The organism is Fusibacter ferrireducens, assembly GCF_015352425.1.
Lineage (GTDB): Bacteria > Bacillota > Clostridia > Peptostreptococcales > Acidaminobacteraceae > Fusibacter_A > Fusibacter_A ferrireducens.
The window spans coordinates 1-17,233 of the sequence record NZ_JADKNH010000011.1; the positions used below are offsets into that span (position 1 = coordinate 1).

Consider the following 17,233-nt stretch of genomic DNA (forward strand, 5'->3'; position numbering starts at 1 on the left):
AGATTTCCCATCCTTAATGGAGTAAGATCCCATGTAGATAATATGGTAATAGGCCTGAGGTGTAAGTGCAGTAATGCATTCAGCTGACAGGTACTAATAGATCGAGGACTTGACCAATGACTAGTTTTCACAAGTGAAAACTGTAAAAGGGAAAGACCACAAAAGAACAAAACGGTTGATCTGATATATGCAATTTTGAATGTACAAGTCTGTAATCTATCTTTGATAGATGCGAACCAGCAATGAGTTCTCACTTGCGAGAATCTCAAGCCGACATAGCTTTTACCTAGTAAACGCAGGAGGCATGTTGGTAAACTTATACATTTTCATACGAGATAATCCAGTGATGAAGGCGGAGGGGCTACACCTGTTCCCATACCGAACACAGAAGTAAAGTCCTCCAGCGTCGATGGTACTTGGCGGGCAGCTGCCTGGGAGAGTAGAACGTTGCTGGTTATCTAGTATGCTTTTGGCATCTAGTATTGATTGTTTGCATATGGAGCCTATGGCCCCTTGGTCAAGCGGTCAAGACACCGCCCTTTCACGGCGGTAACAGGGGTTCGATTCCCCTAGGGGTCACCACTTATTTGATGGATCAAATGAATGGTTTCAAGTGAAAAATCGAAAGTCATCCAAGACTAAAAATGGAAGCATGGGAGTTTAGCTCAGCTGGGAGAGCATCTGCCTTACAAGCAGAGGGTCATAGGTTCGAGCCCTATAACTCCCACCATATGCGGGTATGGCGGAATTGGCAGACGCGCTAGACTTAGGATCTAGTGTCTTGTACGTGGGGGTTCAAGTCCCTCTACCCGCACCAAACGCGGAAGTGGCTCAGTGGTAGAGCATCGCCTTGCCAAGGCGAGGGTCGCGAGTTCGAATCTCGTCTTCCGCTCCATTTTTTTTGCGGGTGTAGCTCAATGGTAGAGCCCCAGCCTTCCAAGCTGGTTGTGAGAGTTCGATTCTCTTCACCCGCTCCATAAAGGCATGGTCCATTAGCTCAGTCGGTAGAGCATCTGACTTTTAATCAGGGTGTCCCGCGTTCGAGTCGCGGATGGATCACCATATAAGGCGACGTAGCCAAGTGGTAAGGCAGAGGTCTGCAAAACCTCTATTCACCAGTTCGAATCTGGTCGTCGCCTCCAAAAATGTGCGCTCTTAGCTCAATTGGATAGAGTGTCTGACTACGAATCAGAAGGTTAGGGGTTCGAATCCCTTAGGGCGCGCCATCTAGCTTGATGTTGAGCTGTTACGATTATAAGGATGATCTTAACAGTTCTTTTTTAATCAAAGATCAGATGACATCTAAAGTAGTTCTGTGAATCAAAATGCAACATGGGAGTTTAGCTCAGCTGGGAGAGCATCTGCCTTACAAGCAGAGGGTCATAGGTTCGAGCCCTATAACTCCCACCACATGCGGGTATGGCGGAATTGGCAGACGCGCTAGACTTAGGATCTAGTGTCTTGTACGTGGGGGTTCAAGTCCCTCTACCCGCACCAAGGTTACATATATATTAGGGTCCATTAGCTTAGTTGGTAGAGCACCTGACTCTTAATCAGGGGGTCCCGCGTTCGAGTCGCGGATGGATCACCATACTATTTAAGGACTTAGCTGCTATAATTCGTTTATAGCAGCTTTTTTCTTTTTTAAAACAATAAGATTTGAGCCAAAAGATATAATGAGATGTATTCACCCTCAAACAGTGTCATCCAAATTCATTTTGAGACATCGCAAGATGGCTCAAATGCTGTTTTTTGCAAAAAACAGTTGTGATTATAGGGAGGTAATCTCAGTGATTATCATGTCGTATAGATTGAGAAATTATATAATCATAGGACAGGTAAAGCATAATTTGATATAATCTATGTAAAGCAGAAGAAAACAATAACAAAATAAAAGATTGCTTGGTTTGAGGCAATCCTACGTAATAGGGTGTAGTCATGTTAACTGAAAATCTTACAATAAAAAATATTATACTAAAAAATAGAATTATTGCAGCGCCAATGGTTACCAATTACTGGGATGATCATGGTAATCCTACGGCAAAGACATTAGAGCTTTACGAGGGATATGCAAACTCGGGAACAGGACTTGTTGTTGCAGAACAGCTTATCGTGCATCCCTGGGGACGAAGTGCGTTAAAACAACCTTCTCTATATGATGATGATTCTGCTCTGGCATTAAGAGAGTTGACGAAAATATTTCGTGAGAAAGAGATTCCTGTTGTTGCACAACTTAATTTTAGTTCAAGAGTAATAACACCTGCATTACTTGATACGCCTAATTTTAAATTCGTTTCCCCTTCAGGCTTGCCAACACCTAGAAAATCTAATGTTGATGCAGAATCTTGTGCATTAGAATTGAGTGAAATAGATGAAATCATAAAGGCTTTTGCAGATGCTGCTCGTCGTGCTGTTGAGATCTCTATGTTTAATGGAGGTGTTCAGATCTATGCATCCCATGGATACCTAATAAGCCAGTTCCTAAGTCCATTAACCAATGTCAGGACAGATGCCTATGGAGGGAGCCTTGGCAATCGTTCAAGATTACTATTCGAGATAGTCAAAACAGTAAAAAAAGCTATAGGCGATGTGCCGCTATCTGTTAGATTGGGAGCATCCGATCAGATGCCGGGTGAGCTGGAAAACGGATTGACTTTGAAAGAGAGTATTTGGGTCGCAGAGGAATTATCGAAAATGGGAATCGACTGGCTAAGTGTATCAGGGAACCATTGTATTTATGGCATAGGTGTAAATGATGATGACACGGCTTATTTTGCGCCATATTCCAAAGCTATGCGCGATGTGGTTCATAAGCACAATGTATTGGTGGACTGTACAGGTGGTATTCGTTCACGTGAAAAGGCGGAAAAACTACTAGAAGGGTGTATCTGCGATCTTATTGGCATTGGACGCCCACTAGCTTCTAATAAATCTTTTCTAGAAGGATGGCATTTATAAACTTGTAGATAGGAAGTAGATAGAAAAATGTATAGGGTTACACCTATAGAAAGGTGAACCTCAAAAATCTGAGAATTGATGTCATAAAGTAAATAGTCTATAATAATAGAGTATGAAATTCGAAAATTGTATAGAAATTATTTTAAATCTGAGGGGCTGTATGATAAAAAGAAATACACTAATATTGACTTTATCTGTTTATATGTTAACCATGACAAGTATGATTATCGGCTTATCTTTGCCAAGTGGAGATACTTTTCTTGAAAGAATACTAATAAAATATAATTTACCTGCATATACACCAGGAGAAAAAGGTATTTATATACCAGGAATGCAGCTATTTGTTGTGATTTTAATGAGTTGGGCAGCTTTAAAGTGGATATATAAAGATCAAGTTTCACTTTGGAAAAACGGGTTATTGCTTTTAATTTTGTTAGTTGTGGTATTTTGGAAGGTCATTATTTATTGACAATAGAACGGAAGGGCATTTTATGAATGTGACATATGATGATATTGGTCAAATTTTTAAAGAAAAGTTATATCAACCTAAGGTGAATATCTTACCTTGTGGAAATCATAATTTAAATCGAAATTTAGTTTTTAAGGTATATACATCTACGGCGCAGTGGATTATTAAATTTTATTATAAGCCATTGAAGAGAACACGTGAAATAAATGCACTTTCTTTTTTTAAACAAGCTCATTTAGAAATTATTGATCAGGGTATTCTAGACAATGGCATTGAATGGCTTGTCTATAATTTTGTTGAAGGTCAGTTATTGGAACAGTGTTATGAGAGCATATCAGAGGCTAATCTCAATACGCTATTTTTTGATATGGGCAGAGAAATGGCCCGATTACATAATGTTGAACTATTCGACTATTTTGGGGATTGGGTGCCTCAGAAACAGAGTGCTCTAGAGCATTACAAGGATTTTATTATAAATGATACAGAACGTCTCATTTTGAATAATTTGCATCATAATCAAGACCAAAATCATATACTTAATGCTGCAATTGATCTGCTGAGAAATGAATACAAGCATATAAGACAACTCAATGTTGGAAGATTATGTCATAGAGATTTTGATGGTAGGAATATTATTGTGAGTTTTTCCAATGAAACTTATAAATTAGATACAATTTTGGACTTTGAGAAATGCGTTGTATTTAATGAATATTTTGATATCATTGGGCTATATAGAAAATACTTTCTCAATGCGCCGCAGTTAATTAAGCCCTTTAAAATGGGATATGAGGATATATTAAAGATTGATTCAAGCTTTAATGAGGAACTCAAGTTTAATCTTTTAAGATTGGGCATTGATTTGAGCAGCTGGGCAAAATATGTCTCGAATGATTTTTATGTTGAAACGATAAATTATTTATCGGATCTCTTATCAAAAATCGATCAAATAGAGCAATACTATTTATGAAATAATGGAGCGGATAAATCATTTGTATTTTTAAATGATCTGTAGCGTTATTTAATACTCTATAGGAATGATTCGTATGCGATCAATATAAAATAGAATAGTACAGTTATTGCAAGCAAAAAAAATTCACCTTTATATTAAGGTGAATTTTTTAATTGAGCTAATTTAATGGCGTTAATTTTTATAAAACTTTATTGAGTTGAAAGAAATTATGAATTTCAGACAGAGCCTCATTAGCTTGCTTTTCATCTATAATGCACGAAATTTTAATTTCAGAGGTAGAGATCATTTCTATATTGATACCCAACTGATACAAAGCTCCAAAGAGACCTGAAGCTATGGTTGCATCAGAAGTTATACCAGTACCAACAATAGATAATTTAGCGACATCTGTTCTGATGAGCAGTTCACTCGCATTTACTTCTTGTACAAAAGCATCTATGGTCGGTTTAACATTATAGAGTTCATCTTTAGGAATTGTAAAGGAGATATCATTGAGATCATCATGATTAAGATTTTGAATAATCATGTCTATGTGTACATTTTGTGCAGCCAGTGCAGAAAACATCTTATATGCTATACCAGGTTTATCTGGAACATTTGACACGGTTAGCCTTACAATATTATCGTCCAAAGTTACGCCTCTAACTTGTGCTTTTTCCATTTGTTTCACCTCTTTAATTATTGTACCGTGATGATCCAGTTCAAAAGAGGATCTTACCACGAGTTTCATATTATTTTTTCGTGCAAGTTCTACAGATCTAGGATGCATTACTTTGGCACCAAGTTTTGCAAGTTCAAGCATCTCATCATAACTTATACTTTGCATCAAAGCGGCATCTTTTACAACTCTAGGATCTGCTGTATAGATGCCCTTAACATCCGTATATATTTCACACAATTCAGCATTTAATGCAACTGCAAGGGCTACTGCTGTTGTATCTGATCCCCCGCGGCCTAAAGTGGTTATATCTCCATTTGAGTTAATACCTTGAAAGCCGGCCACAATGACAATTTTGTCGGCGTTAATTTCTGCCATAATACGCTCTGTATTAATTTCATTAATCTTAGCTTTTGAGTAAATGGGGTCTGTTTGAATACCACATTGATAACCTGTTAATGAAATGGCTTTGTAGCCTTTTGATTCTATGGCCATGGCAAGCAAGGAAATTGAAATTTGTTCTCCTGTTGAAAGCAACATGTCCATTTCTCTAGAAGAGGGGTTAGGGGTGATGCTTTTGGCGAGCTCAATAAGATGGTCGGTGGAATCACCCATTGCAGATACAACGACTACTGGGCTGAAACCTTTCTTTTTTTGTTCAATGATATGAGAGGTAACATGCTGTATGCGCTCTGTATTTGCGACAGAACTGCCTCCATATTTTTGAATGATAATTTGATTCATATGCACCTCTTTATTCTAATATTTCGTAAGTTGTTCCGTTGTTATTAACAGTTAAGGATTTTAGAGTCCATGTGTGTTGAAGTGTTTCAAGAAAAGGATTTATGATAGCATCAAATTCAGTATCATCGGCTTTTACCAAACTGATAAGAGTAGGACCAGCTCCGCTGATAAAAGCACCCAGAGTATTTAGCGATTTAAACTTTTCCATAATCAAGTCTGCTTGGTGTATGAGTTTGATTCTATAGGGTTCATGAATTTCATCTTTAAAAGAAAATCTCAAAAGATCGTAATCTTTTGTATTTAAGGCATTTATAAGCATGCTGACCCTTGAAATATTGTTAACACATTGAGCCAGCGAATATTCTTTAGGCAACACTTTTCGAGCATCTTTTGTACTCACTCTAAAGTCTGGTATAAATACTTTAAAGTGTAATTCGTCTGGAAATTGTACCGTTGAATGGATAATTTTATGCGAAGCCTCATCTATACAAGAAATAACCATCCCTCCTAAAATAGCTGGGACGACGTTATCAGGATGACCTTCAATTTCAGTTGCATGTTGTATGATATCCTCTTTACTGAGTTTAAAATCCATTAAATAATTTGCTGCATAGATACCGGCGATAATGGAAGCGGCTGAACTCCCAAGACCTCTGGAAATAGGAATTTGGCAATCGCCTATGATGAGTTTATAACCTATTTGATCAAATCCATATTGAGCTAGAATTTGATCGAGGGTTACTTTGACATAGTTTTCTTCATCTGCGACTTCAATTACGCCATTTTTCCACAATACAGAGCGCTGTGTACTTTCGGTTTTTTCAACAGTAATCGTGTTGAATAAATTTAGAGCAACACCTAGAGTGTCAAATCCGGGCCCAATGTTTGCTGAGGTCGCCGGTACTTTAATTTTAATCATTTAATATGCCTCCAATAAAACCCATTAAATTATATTTTTTTGATCATTTATTGTTGTCTTTATTTATCGAACACGAGGAAGTGCTTATACTTGCAATTTGCAGTATGTGCAATTTGATTTAATTGTTGAAGCAGTGTTTCTTCATTTTCTGCCACAAGTTGTACATAAAGTATATCTGAATTTGCATCTTTGGAAAGTTTAATTGCATTTGAAGAAAAGGATTCAAACAATAATCTTGTTAATTCGTGAAGCTTGCCGTTCGTTAAACGAATGACCCATTTTGATTTTCTAGGGTAGTACTGATGAATGTGTACACTGTCTTGATAGTGATATGAAGGATGTTTTTTCTTATTTTGAACGATATCGAGTAAATCACCTAGTATAGCACTGGCAGTGGGGAACTTACCCGCACCTTTACCGGTAAACATGAGTTCACCAACAGCATCGCCTTCAAGAATGACAGCATTGTATTCGTTATCAATTTTGGCATACTTAGATTGACTTGTCACATAAACAGGTCTAACAGTACCATAGATGCCATCTCCCATATCCTCTGAAAAGGCCATGAGCTTCATTCTGTAGTTTTCACTATGTGCATAATCTATATCAGATTTTAAAATATTAGAAATCCCTTCAATTGGCAAATCTGTCCATTTGATGTTTTTCTTATAACCAATAGAGGAGAGAATAACTAATTTTCTCATGGCATCGTAGCCTTCAACATCTGAAGTCGGATCGGATTCAGCAAAGCCCATCTCCTGTGCAAGTTCAAGTGCTGCTTCATATGAAATATCATCGTTGAACATCTTAGTAAGAATATAGTTGGTTGTACCGTTGATCACAGCACTGATATTTTTTATAGTATTTCCTGCTAGGCATTCTTGAAGTGGTTTTAAAATTGGAATACCACCGCCTACGCTGGCTTCAAAACTTAAGATCGTATTATTTGATTTTGCGATTTCCAAGAGACTAGGTCCCTTTTCAGCAATCAAATCTTTATTGGCAGTTATAACTGGAATCCCCTTTTTTAAAAAGTATTCAAGATAATCGTAAGCAGGGTATATACCTCCGATAGTCTCTATTGCGATATCAAAATCTTCCTTTATAAGCTCATCAAAACTATTTGTGAAGATATTAAAGGCCTTATGTGTTTTATATTTATTTAAGTTATTCACAAGAATTCTTTCAACGCGTACATCTTTTGAAAAGTTTTCCTGTATACTTTCGTTATTCTTTTCTATGAGCTCGTAGACTCCAGAGCCTACAGTCCCATATCCTAGTAACGCAATTTTCATAGTTTGAACCCCCTAGTCCGCTTATTCAATACCAAGTAAAGAAAATTTATGAACACCTTCAATTTTTTTTAAGTCATTGGAAAGTGTTGTGAATGAGTTGGTCATTTCAGATATGTCAATGGTAATGGTGACGTTGGCCATTTGGTCGATTGGACTACTTTGACTAATGGTCATGATGTTACCATTATTATAGGCAATACAATCGAGCACTTTTGACAACAGTCCAGAATGATGATCCAAGTTCATGGATACAGTGGCCTTTTTTCCAATGACGCCATCGCCAAGTGCGAAAACATAATCACTATATTTATAAAAAGTACTTCTGCTAATGCCCACTTTTTTTACTGCATCAGAAACAGATGTAGCTTTTCCTTCTTTTAAAAGTGTTTTTGCCTCAACAACCTTTATGAAGACCTCAGGTAAAACATCAATGTGAATGAGTAAAAATTTTCCTTTATCCATGTTAACCTCCATGTGCTCTATAGGCGGACAATTGTTCGCCGATTGATATTAATAAGGATTATAGCACATTCAGATATTGTATACAAGGTAAATGCAGAATAAATTTGATGTTTTTATTTCAGAACATTCTTGAACCTAAAACGAATGAAGCATGAGTTTGCTCTAATTTTGATGGTTATAGATGGCTTATTTTGAATGAAAATTCTTTTATAAGCATAATTATAGACTGACAAAATCGTCTTGTTCGCGTTCAAAAATATGGGGCTAATAGAATTGAAAGTGAAGGAGTTTGAATTTGTTATATTTTGATGAATTTCAAATTTTGTAATGTTTTAAGAAGAATCGGGTATATAATTGATGTATGTAAAGATTTTAAATTAGGAGGCATTATATATGAGTTACTTGAAGGAAGATTTCACCTTAAATATGACAGGAGGAGGACAAGTTGATAAAGCGGCACTTTTAGATCAAAATTTTATTCTCTATTTTTATCCTAAAGACAATACTTCTGGATGTACACTAGAAGCACAAGATTTTGCGGATCTATATGATGAGTTCAAAGCTCTTGGATATGAAGTTTATGGTATTAGCAAAGACTCGCTTAAGTCTCATGAGAAGTTTAAAGAGAAGTTCAATTTACCCTTTAATTTGATTGCAGATGAAGAAAAAATACTTCACAAAAGTTTTGATGTCATCAAAGAGAAAAAAATGTATGGAAAACTTGTTAAAGGCACGGAGAGATCCACCTTTGTTTTCAGAGAAGGCCTTTTATGTATAACAGAGTTTAGAGGCGTCAAGGCAAAAGGACACGCTAGAGCTGTTTTGGATTATTTACAAAAGTAATCCCGACTTGACATTCCTTGAAACCCCCAGTATAATGAAGTAGAAAATTGAATCGTTTAATCAAGGTGCTAACTCTTATTTGAAATTTTAGCTAAGAGGGAAAGAGGTTGAAATCCTCTGCAGCCCCCGCTACTGTATATAGTGATGAACTCCAATAAATCCACTGAGAAATCGGGAAGGATGGATAGTAAAGTGATCTATGAGCCAGGAAACCTGCCTTGATTTAAGAAGAATCTACTTCGGAGGGAAGTCGGGTGATTTGGATTGAACATACATTCAACACACGCAATTCTGCGTGTGTTTTTTTTATAAGCATTTTTTATGAGCAGATTTGAATTGAATAAATTTAGATGGATTTAAATCGTAGATATCCATTGGATCAATAGCAAGTGACGTAGATTTGTGACAATAAATAGAATAGACTATAAAATAAAAGTGAGGATATTATGGCAAAAAAATTGATGTTTCAGGGCACTGGCTCAACTGTGGGCAAGAGTTTGATTGTAGCTGCCCTGTGTAGAATTTTAAACGATGAAGGGCATCGTGTGGCGCCTTTTAAATCACAGAATATGGCCTTAAATTCTTTTATCACAAGAGAAGGCAAGGAAATGGGACGTGCTCAAGTCGTTCAAGCTGAGGCTGCTAGGATAGAACCTGATGTTGCCATGAATCCGATTTTATTAAAGCCTACAAGTTACGTGGGATCGCAAATCATTTTAAATGGTGAAGTTTATAAGAATATGAAGGCTAGTGAATACTTTTCCAGGAAAGATTTTTTGGTGCCACACATTAAAACTGCTTTTAACAAATTGAATCAAAATTATGATTTGATCCTTATAGAAGGTGCTGGTTCTCCTGCTGAGATCAATCTTAGAAGTCGAGATATTGTCAACATGGGGCTTGCAGAAATTGTAGATACGGATGTTATCCTAATTGGCGATGTGGATAAGGGTGGTGTCTTTGCATCGATCTATGGGACTTACATGTTGCTTTCAGAGACTGAAAGAGCACGTATTAAAGGGTTTGTCATTAATAAATTTAGAGGGGATGTCGAGCTTTTAGTGCCAGGGGTTAAAATGATTGAAGAGAAGATTGGCATACCTTGTGTGGGGATTATTCCCTTTATAGAGCAACTTAAAATTGACGATGAAGACAGTGTATCTGAGCGCTTATTTATGAAATCGGATAAACCTATAAAAGTAGGCGTTGTCAGATTGCCTTACATGTCCAATTTTAGTGATTTTACTGTATTTGATATGGAACCAGATGTCAGCCTTGAATACGTTACAACAGAAAGTGAAATAGAGGCTTGTGATTTGCTCATTATTCCAGGGAGCAAGAATACTATTTTTGATATGCAATTTGTCATTAAGCATAAAATCAATCAAGCAATATACAGATTTCATAAGGCAGAAAAGCCGATTTTTGGCATCTGTGGCGGTTATCAAATTCTGGGCAATAGTATTTCAGATCCAGATAGTGTGGAATCCGTTGATACAATGATCAATGGCCTTGGCCTGCTGAATGTAGAAACGGTTATGGCCATTGAAAAGACAACCGTTCAAAGTGAGGCTACAATTCAAAATAATTATTTTGGCCTTGAAACCGAGCAAATGGACATAAAAGGCTATGAAATACACATGGGAGAAACGATTGCAAACGGCGATGACGTGGTTCCTTTTGCCCTTAATCGTAAAGGCGACTTGGATGGTGCAATAGATGAGACAGGTCGCGTTATGGGCACATATTTTCATGGCATATTTGACAATGATAATTTTAGAAGCGCTATTTTAAATAAAATCAGAGCGCAAAAGGGCATTACATCTGATGATTTTGGAGAATCGTTTGAAGTGCTTAAGGATAGAGAATATAATCGTTTGGCTGAGCATGTAAAAAAATATATGAACATGACTTTAATTCAAAAATTTTTGGATGAATCGAGGACATTAGATTGTTAGTCGATATTGGAATTGCAGTCCTATTGGACTGGTTAGTAGGTGATCCTCCTAATTGGCCGCATCCAGTTAGGTTTATAGGGTGGTTAATCAGTACGTTTGAAAAGCAGATTAGACGTTTTTCAAGCAACCTCTATATTGGCGGGTTTGTATTGATGATCTTAACCGTATCATCGGTTGTGGCGTTATACGCACTGGCTGTGTCTGTTTGCCACCCTTATTTTTTAAGAATTCTAAATATTTATTTATTATATACTTGTCTTGCCTGTAAATGCTTAAAAGATGAAGCTTTTAAAGTCAAGAATTTGATTCAAAAGAATCAAGTTGAGGCTTCAAGGAAAGAATTGAGTTATTTAGTGGGAAGAGACACGGAGACTTTAACAGTAGAACAAGTTTTAAGAGGTATTATTGAGACGGTCTCTGAAAATACTGTGGATGGCATTTTAGCGCCTCTTTTTTATATGCTCGTGGGCAGTCTGTTCGTCTACAATAATATATCGTTTGCAGTGGTATTTGCATTGATCTATAAGAGTGTCAACACCTTGGATTCAATGGTGGGCTATGTACAGGCACCTTACAAAGAAATCGGTATGATTTCTGCAAAAACAGATGATCTCTTGAATTTCATACCCGCACGGATAGGTGCTATTTTTATGCTTATGGCAGGAGCTGTTTTGAAATTGAATTTTAAAAATGGTTTAAATGTGATGATGAGAGATCATAGAAATCACAAAAGCCCTAATTGTGGCTATCCGGAATCCGTTACTGCAGGACTGCTAGACATACAACTTGGAGGCACAAATGTTTATTTTGGAGAAACGGTTTATAAGCCGACTATAGGCGACAAATTGAGAGATTTTGATGTTGTCGATATTGATAAATCTGTAAAGGTTATGTATGTTTCAGAGAGTATTTTATTGCTACTGGGAATCCTTTTGACTGTTTTAGTCTAATTCAGATTGATTGTTCAGTTGATTCTGAGATCAATTTATTATCATGAACTTGGATGACCTGTTTAAAGAGGGTATTTAAGAGTAGGAGGCAAGATGAATTTTCATGGAGGATATTTTGGGTCGAAGGGAATGATGGATTTTAGTGTCAATATTCCACCGCTTTCGTATCCAGAAGGGTTAAAAGAATTGATGTTCAGCACATTTGATGAACTCCGAAATTACCCTGAAATTGATGGTATTTCAGCGCGCGATGCCATTGCTCGCAAAACAGGCTATGACTCTGAAAAGATTATTTTAGGTAATGGGGCAACTGAACTCATATATCTCTATTCTAGAAGCATTGGTGTCTCAAAGGCACTCATACTTGAACCCACCTTTACAGAATATAGACGTGCACTTGAATTGAATCAAGTTGAAGTTCACTCTTTTTCACTGCTTGATTTCGTCAAATCCGATGAAAGCTTGTTATCTATAGATGTACATCATAGCGCATTGTTGACGCAAATTATTGAAAGAATTTTAACACAAAAAATAGAATTGCTGGTGTTATGCAATCCTAATAATCCCACAGGACATCTTTATTCAAGTGATTTTATTCAAAAAATAATTGAAGGTGTCAATAATCCAGATTTTAAAATTTTCATAGATGAGTCTTTTTTGGATTTTGTATCGTCTGATAAACTTAGAGCCTGTAATTTAGAAGCATCTGATTTAAAGAACGTTTTTTTATTGAGATCTATGACTAAAAATTTTGAAGTACCGGGGTTGAGAATTGGCTACGGATTAAGTGATTTTGAAACGATAAAGAAAATGGGACGCTATAAAGAACCTTGGTCATTAAATGCCTTTGCACTTAAAGCCATTCCTTTTTTAGTGGATCAAGAGGATCATATTAAGCGTATAAAAAAATGGTGTCAGGAAGAATCTGATTTTATTTCAGAGGCTTTATCTAGGGTTGAAGGCTTATTTTATTACAAAGGGGAAGCCAACTATTTTTTGATCAAAATTCCAGAGTTGATGCATTTGACTTTTTTTGATAAGATGCTGGCGCGTAAAATTTATTTGAGAAAATGTGAAGATTTTATGGGCCTTGGCAAACCATACTATAGAATTGCAATACGAGAGCGAGATGAAAATAGGTTGATGGTGGATGCCATTCAGGAGGTGTTTAGTGAATACAAAATTTAGAAAATTAGGGTGTTTGTTACTTGTCTTAATAATGTCTATTGGCATAAATGCGTTATCGTTTGCATCATCTGTATCACCTGTCAATGTCAATGGTGAAGAACGGATGATGACCACAGAAATAAAAAATGGCAGGGCTTATATTGCCACTGAAGATTTAGAGGCGTTTGGCTTTAGCACTGAAGTCAAGGGTCAAACAATCGTCGTTAAAAACAGTGATGTCAGCTTTACGTTTTATAGAGACACAAACAAGGTAATTGTAAATGATGCAAGCATGACGTTGGATTCTAAAATTTATACGCGAAACGGCATGCCATACATTCCTATGAAGTTTTTCTTTGAAACCATTCATTACAAAGTGGGATGGACGTCAAAAACGAATCAGGTCACCCTGTATAAAATGGGAGATGAAAAGTTTCCAATTGTGATTGGTGATGGTGATGTGCACTATAAATTTGAGAAATCTGCAAAAAAAGTTGTCTCGCTAGCGCCTTCTGTAACAGAGATTTTATTTGCAATAGGTGCAGGGGACAAGATTGTGGGCAGAACAATCTATTGTGATTATCCTTTAGAATCCAAGGATGTTCAGACTGTGGGATCTCTCTATGAACCGGATTTAGAGGGGATACTAGATTTGGAACCTGATGTTGTGATTGCGGCAACACATATGAATGAAGATGTTCTCAAAACTTTGGCAAGCGCCAAAATTCAGATATTGACTCAAAAGTCACCAAGTAAAATTAATGAAATATATACTTTTATTTCGAAGCTAGGGGCACTGGTAGATCACAATTATGAGGCTAGGGCCTTGGTTTCAACGCTTAAGCTCAAAGAAGATCGTGTCAATCAGACTGTTGATTTAATTCCAAAATCTGAACGCAAAACCGTTTACTATGTTGTGGGTACTGGAAAAAAAGAAAATACTGCTGGAGAGGGGACTTTCATCAATGAAGTTTTACAAGCCGCAGGTGGTATTAATGTGGCCACGGATGTCAAGGGCTGGTCATATAGTTTAGAAAAATTGATTGAACACAATCCAAGCTATTTGATTGGAGAAAGCTATAATTATGATACAATGATAGAAAGTGATAACTATGAGAGTTTAAGTGCACTCAAAAATAATCATTATATTAAAATTGACAGCAATGTATTTTCTAGACCGGGTCCTCGAGTGATTGATTTAGGGTTGAAAAAGCTCATACATGAGCTCTACCCAGAATATGAAAATCAGCTGAACTATTAGTTTTTGAACGATCCAATATTGAATGAAGACAAGGGTTAAGAAGCTCTTTATAGTTAAAATAAAATGGCTATGTCAATCATCAAAGAAGGCGCAACCTATGCGTTGGTGAAATAAGATTGTACACTTATAGGGAAAAATTATGAATTTTATCGAGAGAAGAAAATGGAATCGATTGTATATTGGCATTCTGTTCTGTCTGTTAATATTAGTGAGTTTATTTGCCATCACTCAGGGATCTGTTAAGATCCCTATAGGTGATGTTTTTCGTGTTTTTGTGCATCAACTAAGAATGCCAAGTGATATCAGCGCGATTAAGGCTTCACATATCTTTATCATTGAGAATATCCGTTTGCCAAGAATTGTCATGGCAAGTATTGTTGGTGGCGTATTATCTATTGTGGGTGCCTCATTCCAAGCCATTTTTAAAAATCCTATGGCAGATCCGTTTGTCATGGGTGTCTCATCTGGTGCTGCATTTGGTGCTACTATGGGAATTGCATTTGGTTTAACGACGAACCTACTTGGATTTGGAACCATTTCTACTTTGGCTTTTTTAGGTGCGTTAGGAACGGTTTTTATCGTTTATTCACTTGCAAGGGTTGGTACGAGAATATCGACAACAAGTATTCTTTTAGCTGGAATTGTCATGAATTCACTGTTGACATCCATTATTTCACTTGTGATGATTTTAAATCAAGATGACATTGCGAGGATTGTTACGTGGACAATGGGTAGCTTTAATGCAGCATCTTGGGAGCAAGTCGCTAAAATTTTATTGCCATCATTTGTGGGATTTATACTGTTGATGTTGAAATCAAGGGATTTAAATGCAATCGTCATGGGAGAAGAAGATGCTAAAAATATGGGGGTAAATGTGGAACTCACTAAAAAACTCATATTGATTTATGCATCCTTTCTCGTTGCCTTTTCCGTTGCAGTGAGTGGTATTATTGGTTTTGTAGGCTTGATTATTCCACATTTAGTTAGAATTGTGTTCGGTGCTGACCATCGAACACTTTTGCCTGTTTCTTTTTTGGGTGGGGCCATTTTCCTTACGATTTCAGATACTTTGGCCCGAAGTTTAGTGTCTAATATGGAAATTCCTGTGGGTATTATAACTGCAGTATTTGGTGGACCATTCTTTTTATATTTGCTCAATAAAAATAAAAAGAATATGGTATAGGAGGACAACATGGTTGCAGCGATTCAAATAGAAAATTTGAAATTTAAATATGCAGAAGAAGATGTTTTAAAGTACATCAATCTTCATGTGCCCAAGGGCAGTTTTGTCAGTATTTTAGGACCAAATGGCTCTGGCAAGACCACGCTTTTAAAAAATGTTTGTCATCTTTTAAAACCTTATGAAGGTAAAGTAGTCATAAGTGACCAGTTGGTAGAGCGTTTTAAGAGCAAAGAACTCGCGCGTGAAATGGCAGTTGTACATCAAGGTGCCAACACGGAGTTTGATTTTAATGTGGAAGATGTTGTGCTTATGGGCCGATTTCCATATATAAAAAAATTTCAATCTGAAACACTTGAGGATATTGCAATTGCCACGGAAGCCATGAAGAAGACATCTACACTACATCTAAAACACAAGACGATCAAGGGTATAAGTGGTGGTGAAAGACAACGTGTTATGATTGCCAGAGCGTTGACACAGGAACCTCAAATACTGCTTTTAGATGAACCTATTTCACATTTGGATATTAAGTATCAACTTGAGATCTTGAAATTGTGTAAAATGTTGAATGCAGAAAACAACCTTACTATCATCACAACATTGCATGATATCAACTTGGCAACTCGTTTTTCTGACTACATTATCTTGATGAATCATGGTGAGATTGTGGAAATCGGCAAGCCCTTTGAGGTCATGACAAAAGAGAATATCAGAAGAGTCTATGAAGTAGATGTGGAAATTGTAAAAATGGATCAATTTGAAAATCCTATGATTGTTCCCATCTGATAAAATTGGATGCTCAGTGTGTAACAACCGTATTTCAGGAGGTAAGATGGGTCAAATTATATTCGTAACAGGCGGTGCAAGAAGTGGTAAAAGTACATTTGCAGAACAGAAGGTGAAGGATTTTGGCGAAAATATTGTCTATGTTGCCACAGCAGTCCCTTTTGATGATGGGATGAAGGATCGCATTAGAAAACACAGAGAGAGTAGACCGAGTACTTGGACTACAATTGAGGCGTTTAGAGATTTTGATCAGCACTTCAACCAAGAGTGCGTCAAATTAGCTGATGGTATTATTTTTGACTGTGTTACTGTAATGGTAACGAATCTGATGATGGCGCCAAAAGTTGATTTTGAAATGGTCGATATGATTTTTGTCAATGAGTTGGAACAAAAAATTCAAGACGAAGTGGATCGATTAATTGCCACAGTGCGTAAATTGGATTTGAACATAGTGATTGTCTCTAATGAAGTGGGATTAGGACTTGTGCCTTTCTATAAAATGGGCAATTTCTTTAGAGATATTGCAGGCAGAATCAATCAAAAAATTGCTTCAGAAGCAGATTCTGTCTATTTTACGGTGTCTGGTATTCCTATGAAAATTAAGTAGGAG

15 protein-coding genes, 11 tRNA genes, 2 rRNA genes and 1 riboswitch are annotated in these 17,233 nt (G+C 36.7%); of the genes, 24 read left to right on the forward strand and 4 right to left on the reverse strand.

Annotated elements, in window-relative coordinates:
- From ISU02_RS16770 to ISU02_RS16845, 16 genes are all read left to right on the forward strand, one after another.
- A 23S ribosomal RNA gene (locus ISU02_RS16770) occupies positions 1-117 on the forward strand; the annotation flags it as partial.
- Positions 118-339: 222 nt separating this feature from the next.
- Positions 340-456, forward strand: a 5S ribosomal RNA gene (gene rrf / locus ISU02_RS16775).
- A gap of 51 nt (positions 457-507) precedes the next feature.
- Positions 508-582, forward strand: a tRNA-Glu gene (locus tag ISU02_RS16780).
- A gap of 72 nt (positions 583-654) precedes the next feature.
- Positions 655-730: transfer RNA gene (locus ISU02_RS16785), tRNA-Val, on the forward strand.
- A gap of 3 nt (positions 731-733) precedes the next feature.
- A tRNA-Leu gene (locus ISU02_RS16790) sits at positions 734-817 on the forward strand.
- 3 nt (positions 818-820) lie between these two features.
- Positions 821-895: transfer RNA gene (locus ISU02_RS16795), tRNA-Gly, on the forward strand.
- An 8-nt stretch (positions 896-903) separates the two neighbouring features.
- Positions 904-977, forward strand: a tRNA-Gly gene (locus ISU02_RS16800).
- Positions 978-986: 9 nt separating this feature from the next.
- Positions 987-1,062 (forward strand) — tRNA-Lys (locus ISU02_RS16805).
- 5 nt (positions 1,063-1,067) lie between these two features.
- Positions 1,068-1,142, forward strand: a tRNA-Cys gene (locus ISU02_RS16810).
- Between the two features lie 7 nt (positions 1,143-1,149).
- Positions 1,150-1,226, forward strand: a tRNA-Arg gene (locus tag ISU02_RS16815).
- Positions 1,227-1,334: 108 nt separating this feature from the next.
- Positions 1,335-1,410: transfer RNA gene (locus ISU02_RS16820), tRNA-Val, on the forward strand.
- Between the two features lie 3 nt (positions 1,411-1,413).
- Positions 1,414-1,497 (forward strand) — tRNA-Leu (locus tag ISU02_RS16825).
- An 18-nt stretch (positions 1,498-1,515) separates the two neighbouring features.
- A tRNA-Lys gene (locus tag ISU02_RS16830) sits at positions 1,516-1,591 on the forward strand.
- 347 nt (positions 1,592-1,938) lie between these two features.
- Positions 1,939-2,958 carry an oxidoreductase gene (locus ISU02_RS16835; RefSeq protein WP_194703011.1) on the forward strand — a complete coding sequence of 340 codons (1,020 nt, stop codon included), beginning with the start codon at positions 1,939-1,941 and terminating at the stop codon, positions 2,956-2,958.
- A gap of 160 nt (positions 2,959-3,118) precedes the next feature.
- The gene (locus tag ISU02_RS16840; RefSeq protein ID WP_194703012.1) at positions 3,119-3,427 is read left to right on the forward strand and encodes a hypothetical protein; all 309 of its coding nucleotides are present in this window, start codon (positions 3,119-3,121) and stop codon (positions 3,425-3,427) included.
- Positions 3,428-3,449: 22 nt separating this feature from the next.
- Positions 3,450-4,394 (forward strand): aminoglycoside phosphotransferase family protein, encoded by a 945-nt coding sequence (locus ISU02_RS16845; protein ID WP_194703013.1) that lies wholly within the window; start codon positions 3,450-3,452, stop codon positions 4,392-4,394.
- Positions 4,395-4,575: 181 nt separating this feature from the next.
- On the opposite strand, the gene ISU02_RS16850 is transcribed toward ISU02_RS16845, so the two are convergent.
- From ISU02_RS16850 to ISU02_RS16865, 4 genes are read right to left on the reverse strand one after another with little or no spacing between them, the layout of a single operon-like run.
- On the reverse strand, positions 4,576-5,799 hold the full coding sequence (locus ISU02_RS16850) for an aspartate kinase (protein WP_194703014.1): 1,224 nt from the start codon (positions 5,797-5,799) through the stop codon (positions 4,576-4,578).
- A gap of 10 nt (positions 5,800-5,809) precedes the next feature.
- The gene (thrB, locus tag ISU02_RS16855; protein WP_194703015.1) at positions 5,810-6,718 is read right to left on the reverse strand and encodes a homoserine kinase; all 909 of its coding nucleotides are present in this window, start codon (positions 6,716-6,718) and stop codon (positions 5,810-5,812) included.
- Between the two features lie 59 nt (positions 6,719-6,777).
- Positions 6,778-8,013, reverse strand: coding sequence for a homoserine dehydrogenase (locus ISU02_RS16860; protein ID WP_194703016.1), 1,236 nt, complete (start codon positions 8,011-8,013; stop codon positions 6,778-6,780).
- A gap of 21 nt (positions 8,014-8,034) precedes the next feature.
- A complete protein-coding gene (locus ISU02_RS16865) occupies positions 8,035-8,475 on the reverse strand; it encodes an ACT domain-containing protein (protein ID WP_194703017.1) in 441 nt (146 codons plus the stop codon).
- 393 nt (positions 8,476-8,868) lie between these two features.
- On the opposite strand from ISU02_RS16865, the gene ISU02_RS16870 reads away from it, so the two are divergent.
- The 8 genes from ISU02_RS16870 to cobU all read left to right on the forward strand — a co-directional run bounded on the left by ISU02_RS16870 (position 8,869) and on the right by cobU (position 17,230).
- Positions 8,869-9,318, forward strand: coding sequence for a peroxiredoxin (locus tag ISU02_RS16870; RefSeq protein WP_194703018.1), 450 nt, complete (start codon positions 8,869-8,871; stop codon positions 9,316-9,318).
- Between the two features lie 46 nt (positions 9,319-9,364).
- A riboswitch (cobalamin riboswitch) is annotated at positions 9,365-9,553 on the forward strand.
- 211 nt (positions 9,554-9,764) lie between these two features.
- Positions 9,765-11,276: a cobyric acid synthase gene (locus tag ISU02_RS16875; RefSeq protein ID WP_194703019.1), complete on the forward strand. Its 1,512-nt coding sequence runs from the start codon at positions 9,765-9,767 to the stop codon at positions 11,274-11,276.
- Positions 11,270-12,226 carry an adenosylcobinamide-phosphate synthase CbiB gene (gene cbiB, locus ISU02_RS16880; protein WP_207736374.1) on the forward strand — a complete coding sequence of 319 codons (957 nt, stop codon included), beginning with the start codon at positions 11,270-11,272 and terminating at the stop codon, positions 12,224-12,226. The genes ISU02_RS16875 and cbiB overlap by 7 nt, the downstream gene beginning before the upstream one ends.
- 93 nt (positions 12,227-12,319) lie before the next feature.
- Positions 12,320-13,414, forward strand: a complete 1,095-nt coding sequence (locus ISU02_RS16885) for a pyridoxal phosphate-dependent aminotransferase (RefSeq protein ID WP_194703020.1) — start codon at positions 12,320-12,322, stop codon at positions 13,412-13,414.
- Entirely contained in the window at positions 13,398-14,654 is a 1,257-nt protein-coding gene (locus tag ISU02_RS16890) for a helical backbone metal receptor (protein WP_194703021.1), read from the forward strand. Before ISU02_RS16885 ends, ISU02_RS16890 begins: the two co-directional genes overlap by 17 nt.
- 139 nt (positions 14,655-14,793) lie before the next feature.
- Positions 14,794-15,837, forward strand: coding sequence for a FecCD family ABC transporter permease (locus ISU02_RS16895; RefSeq protein ID WP_194703022.1), 1,044 nt, complete (start codon positions 14,794-14,796; stop codon positions 15,835-15,837).
- A gap of 9 nt (positions 15,838-15,846) precedes the next feature.
- Positions 15,847-16,623 carry an ABC transporter ATP-binding protein gene (locus tag ISU02_RS16900; RefSeq protein ID WP_194703023.1) on the forward strand — a complete coding sequence of 259 codons (777 nt, stop codon included), beginning with the start codon at positions 15,847-15,849 and terminating at the stop codon, positions 16,621-16,623.
- 46 nt (positions 16,624-16,669) lie between these two features.
- Complete coding sequence (gene cobU / locus ISU02_RS16905) at positions 16,670-17,230, forward strand: bifunctional adenosylcobinamide kinase/adenosylcobinamide-phosphate guanylyltransferase (protein WP_194703024.1); 561 nt, start codon at positions 16,670-16,672, stop codon at positions 17,228-17,230.
- The last annotated feature ends 3 nt before the right edge of the window (positions 17,231-17,233 follow it).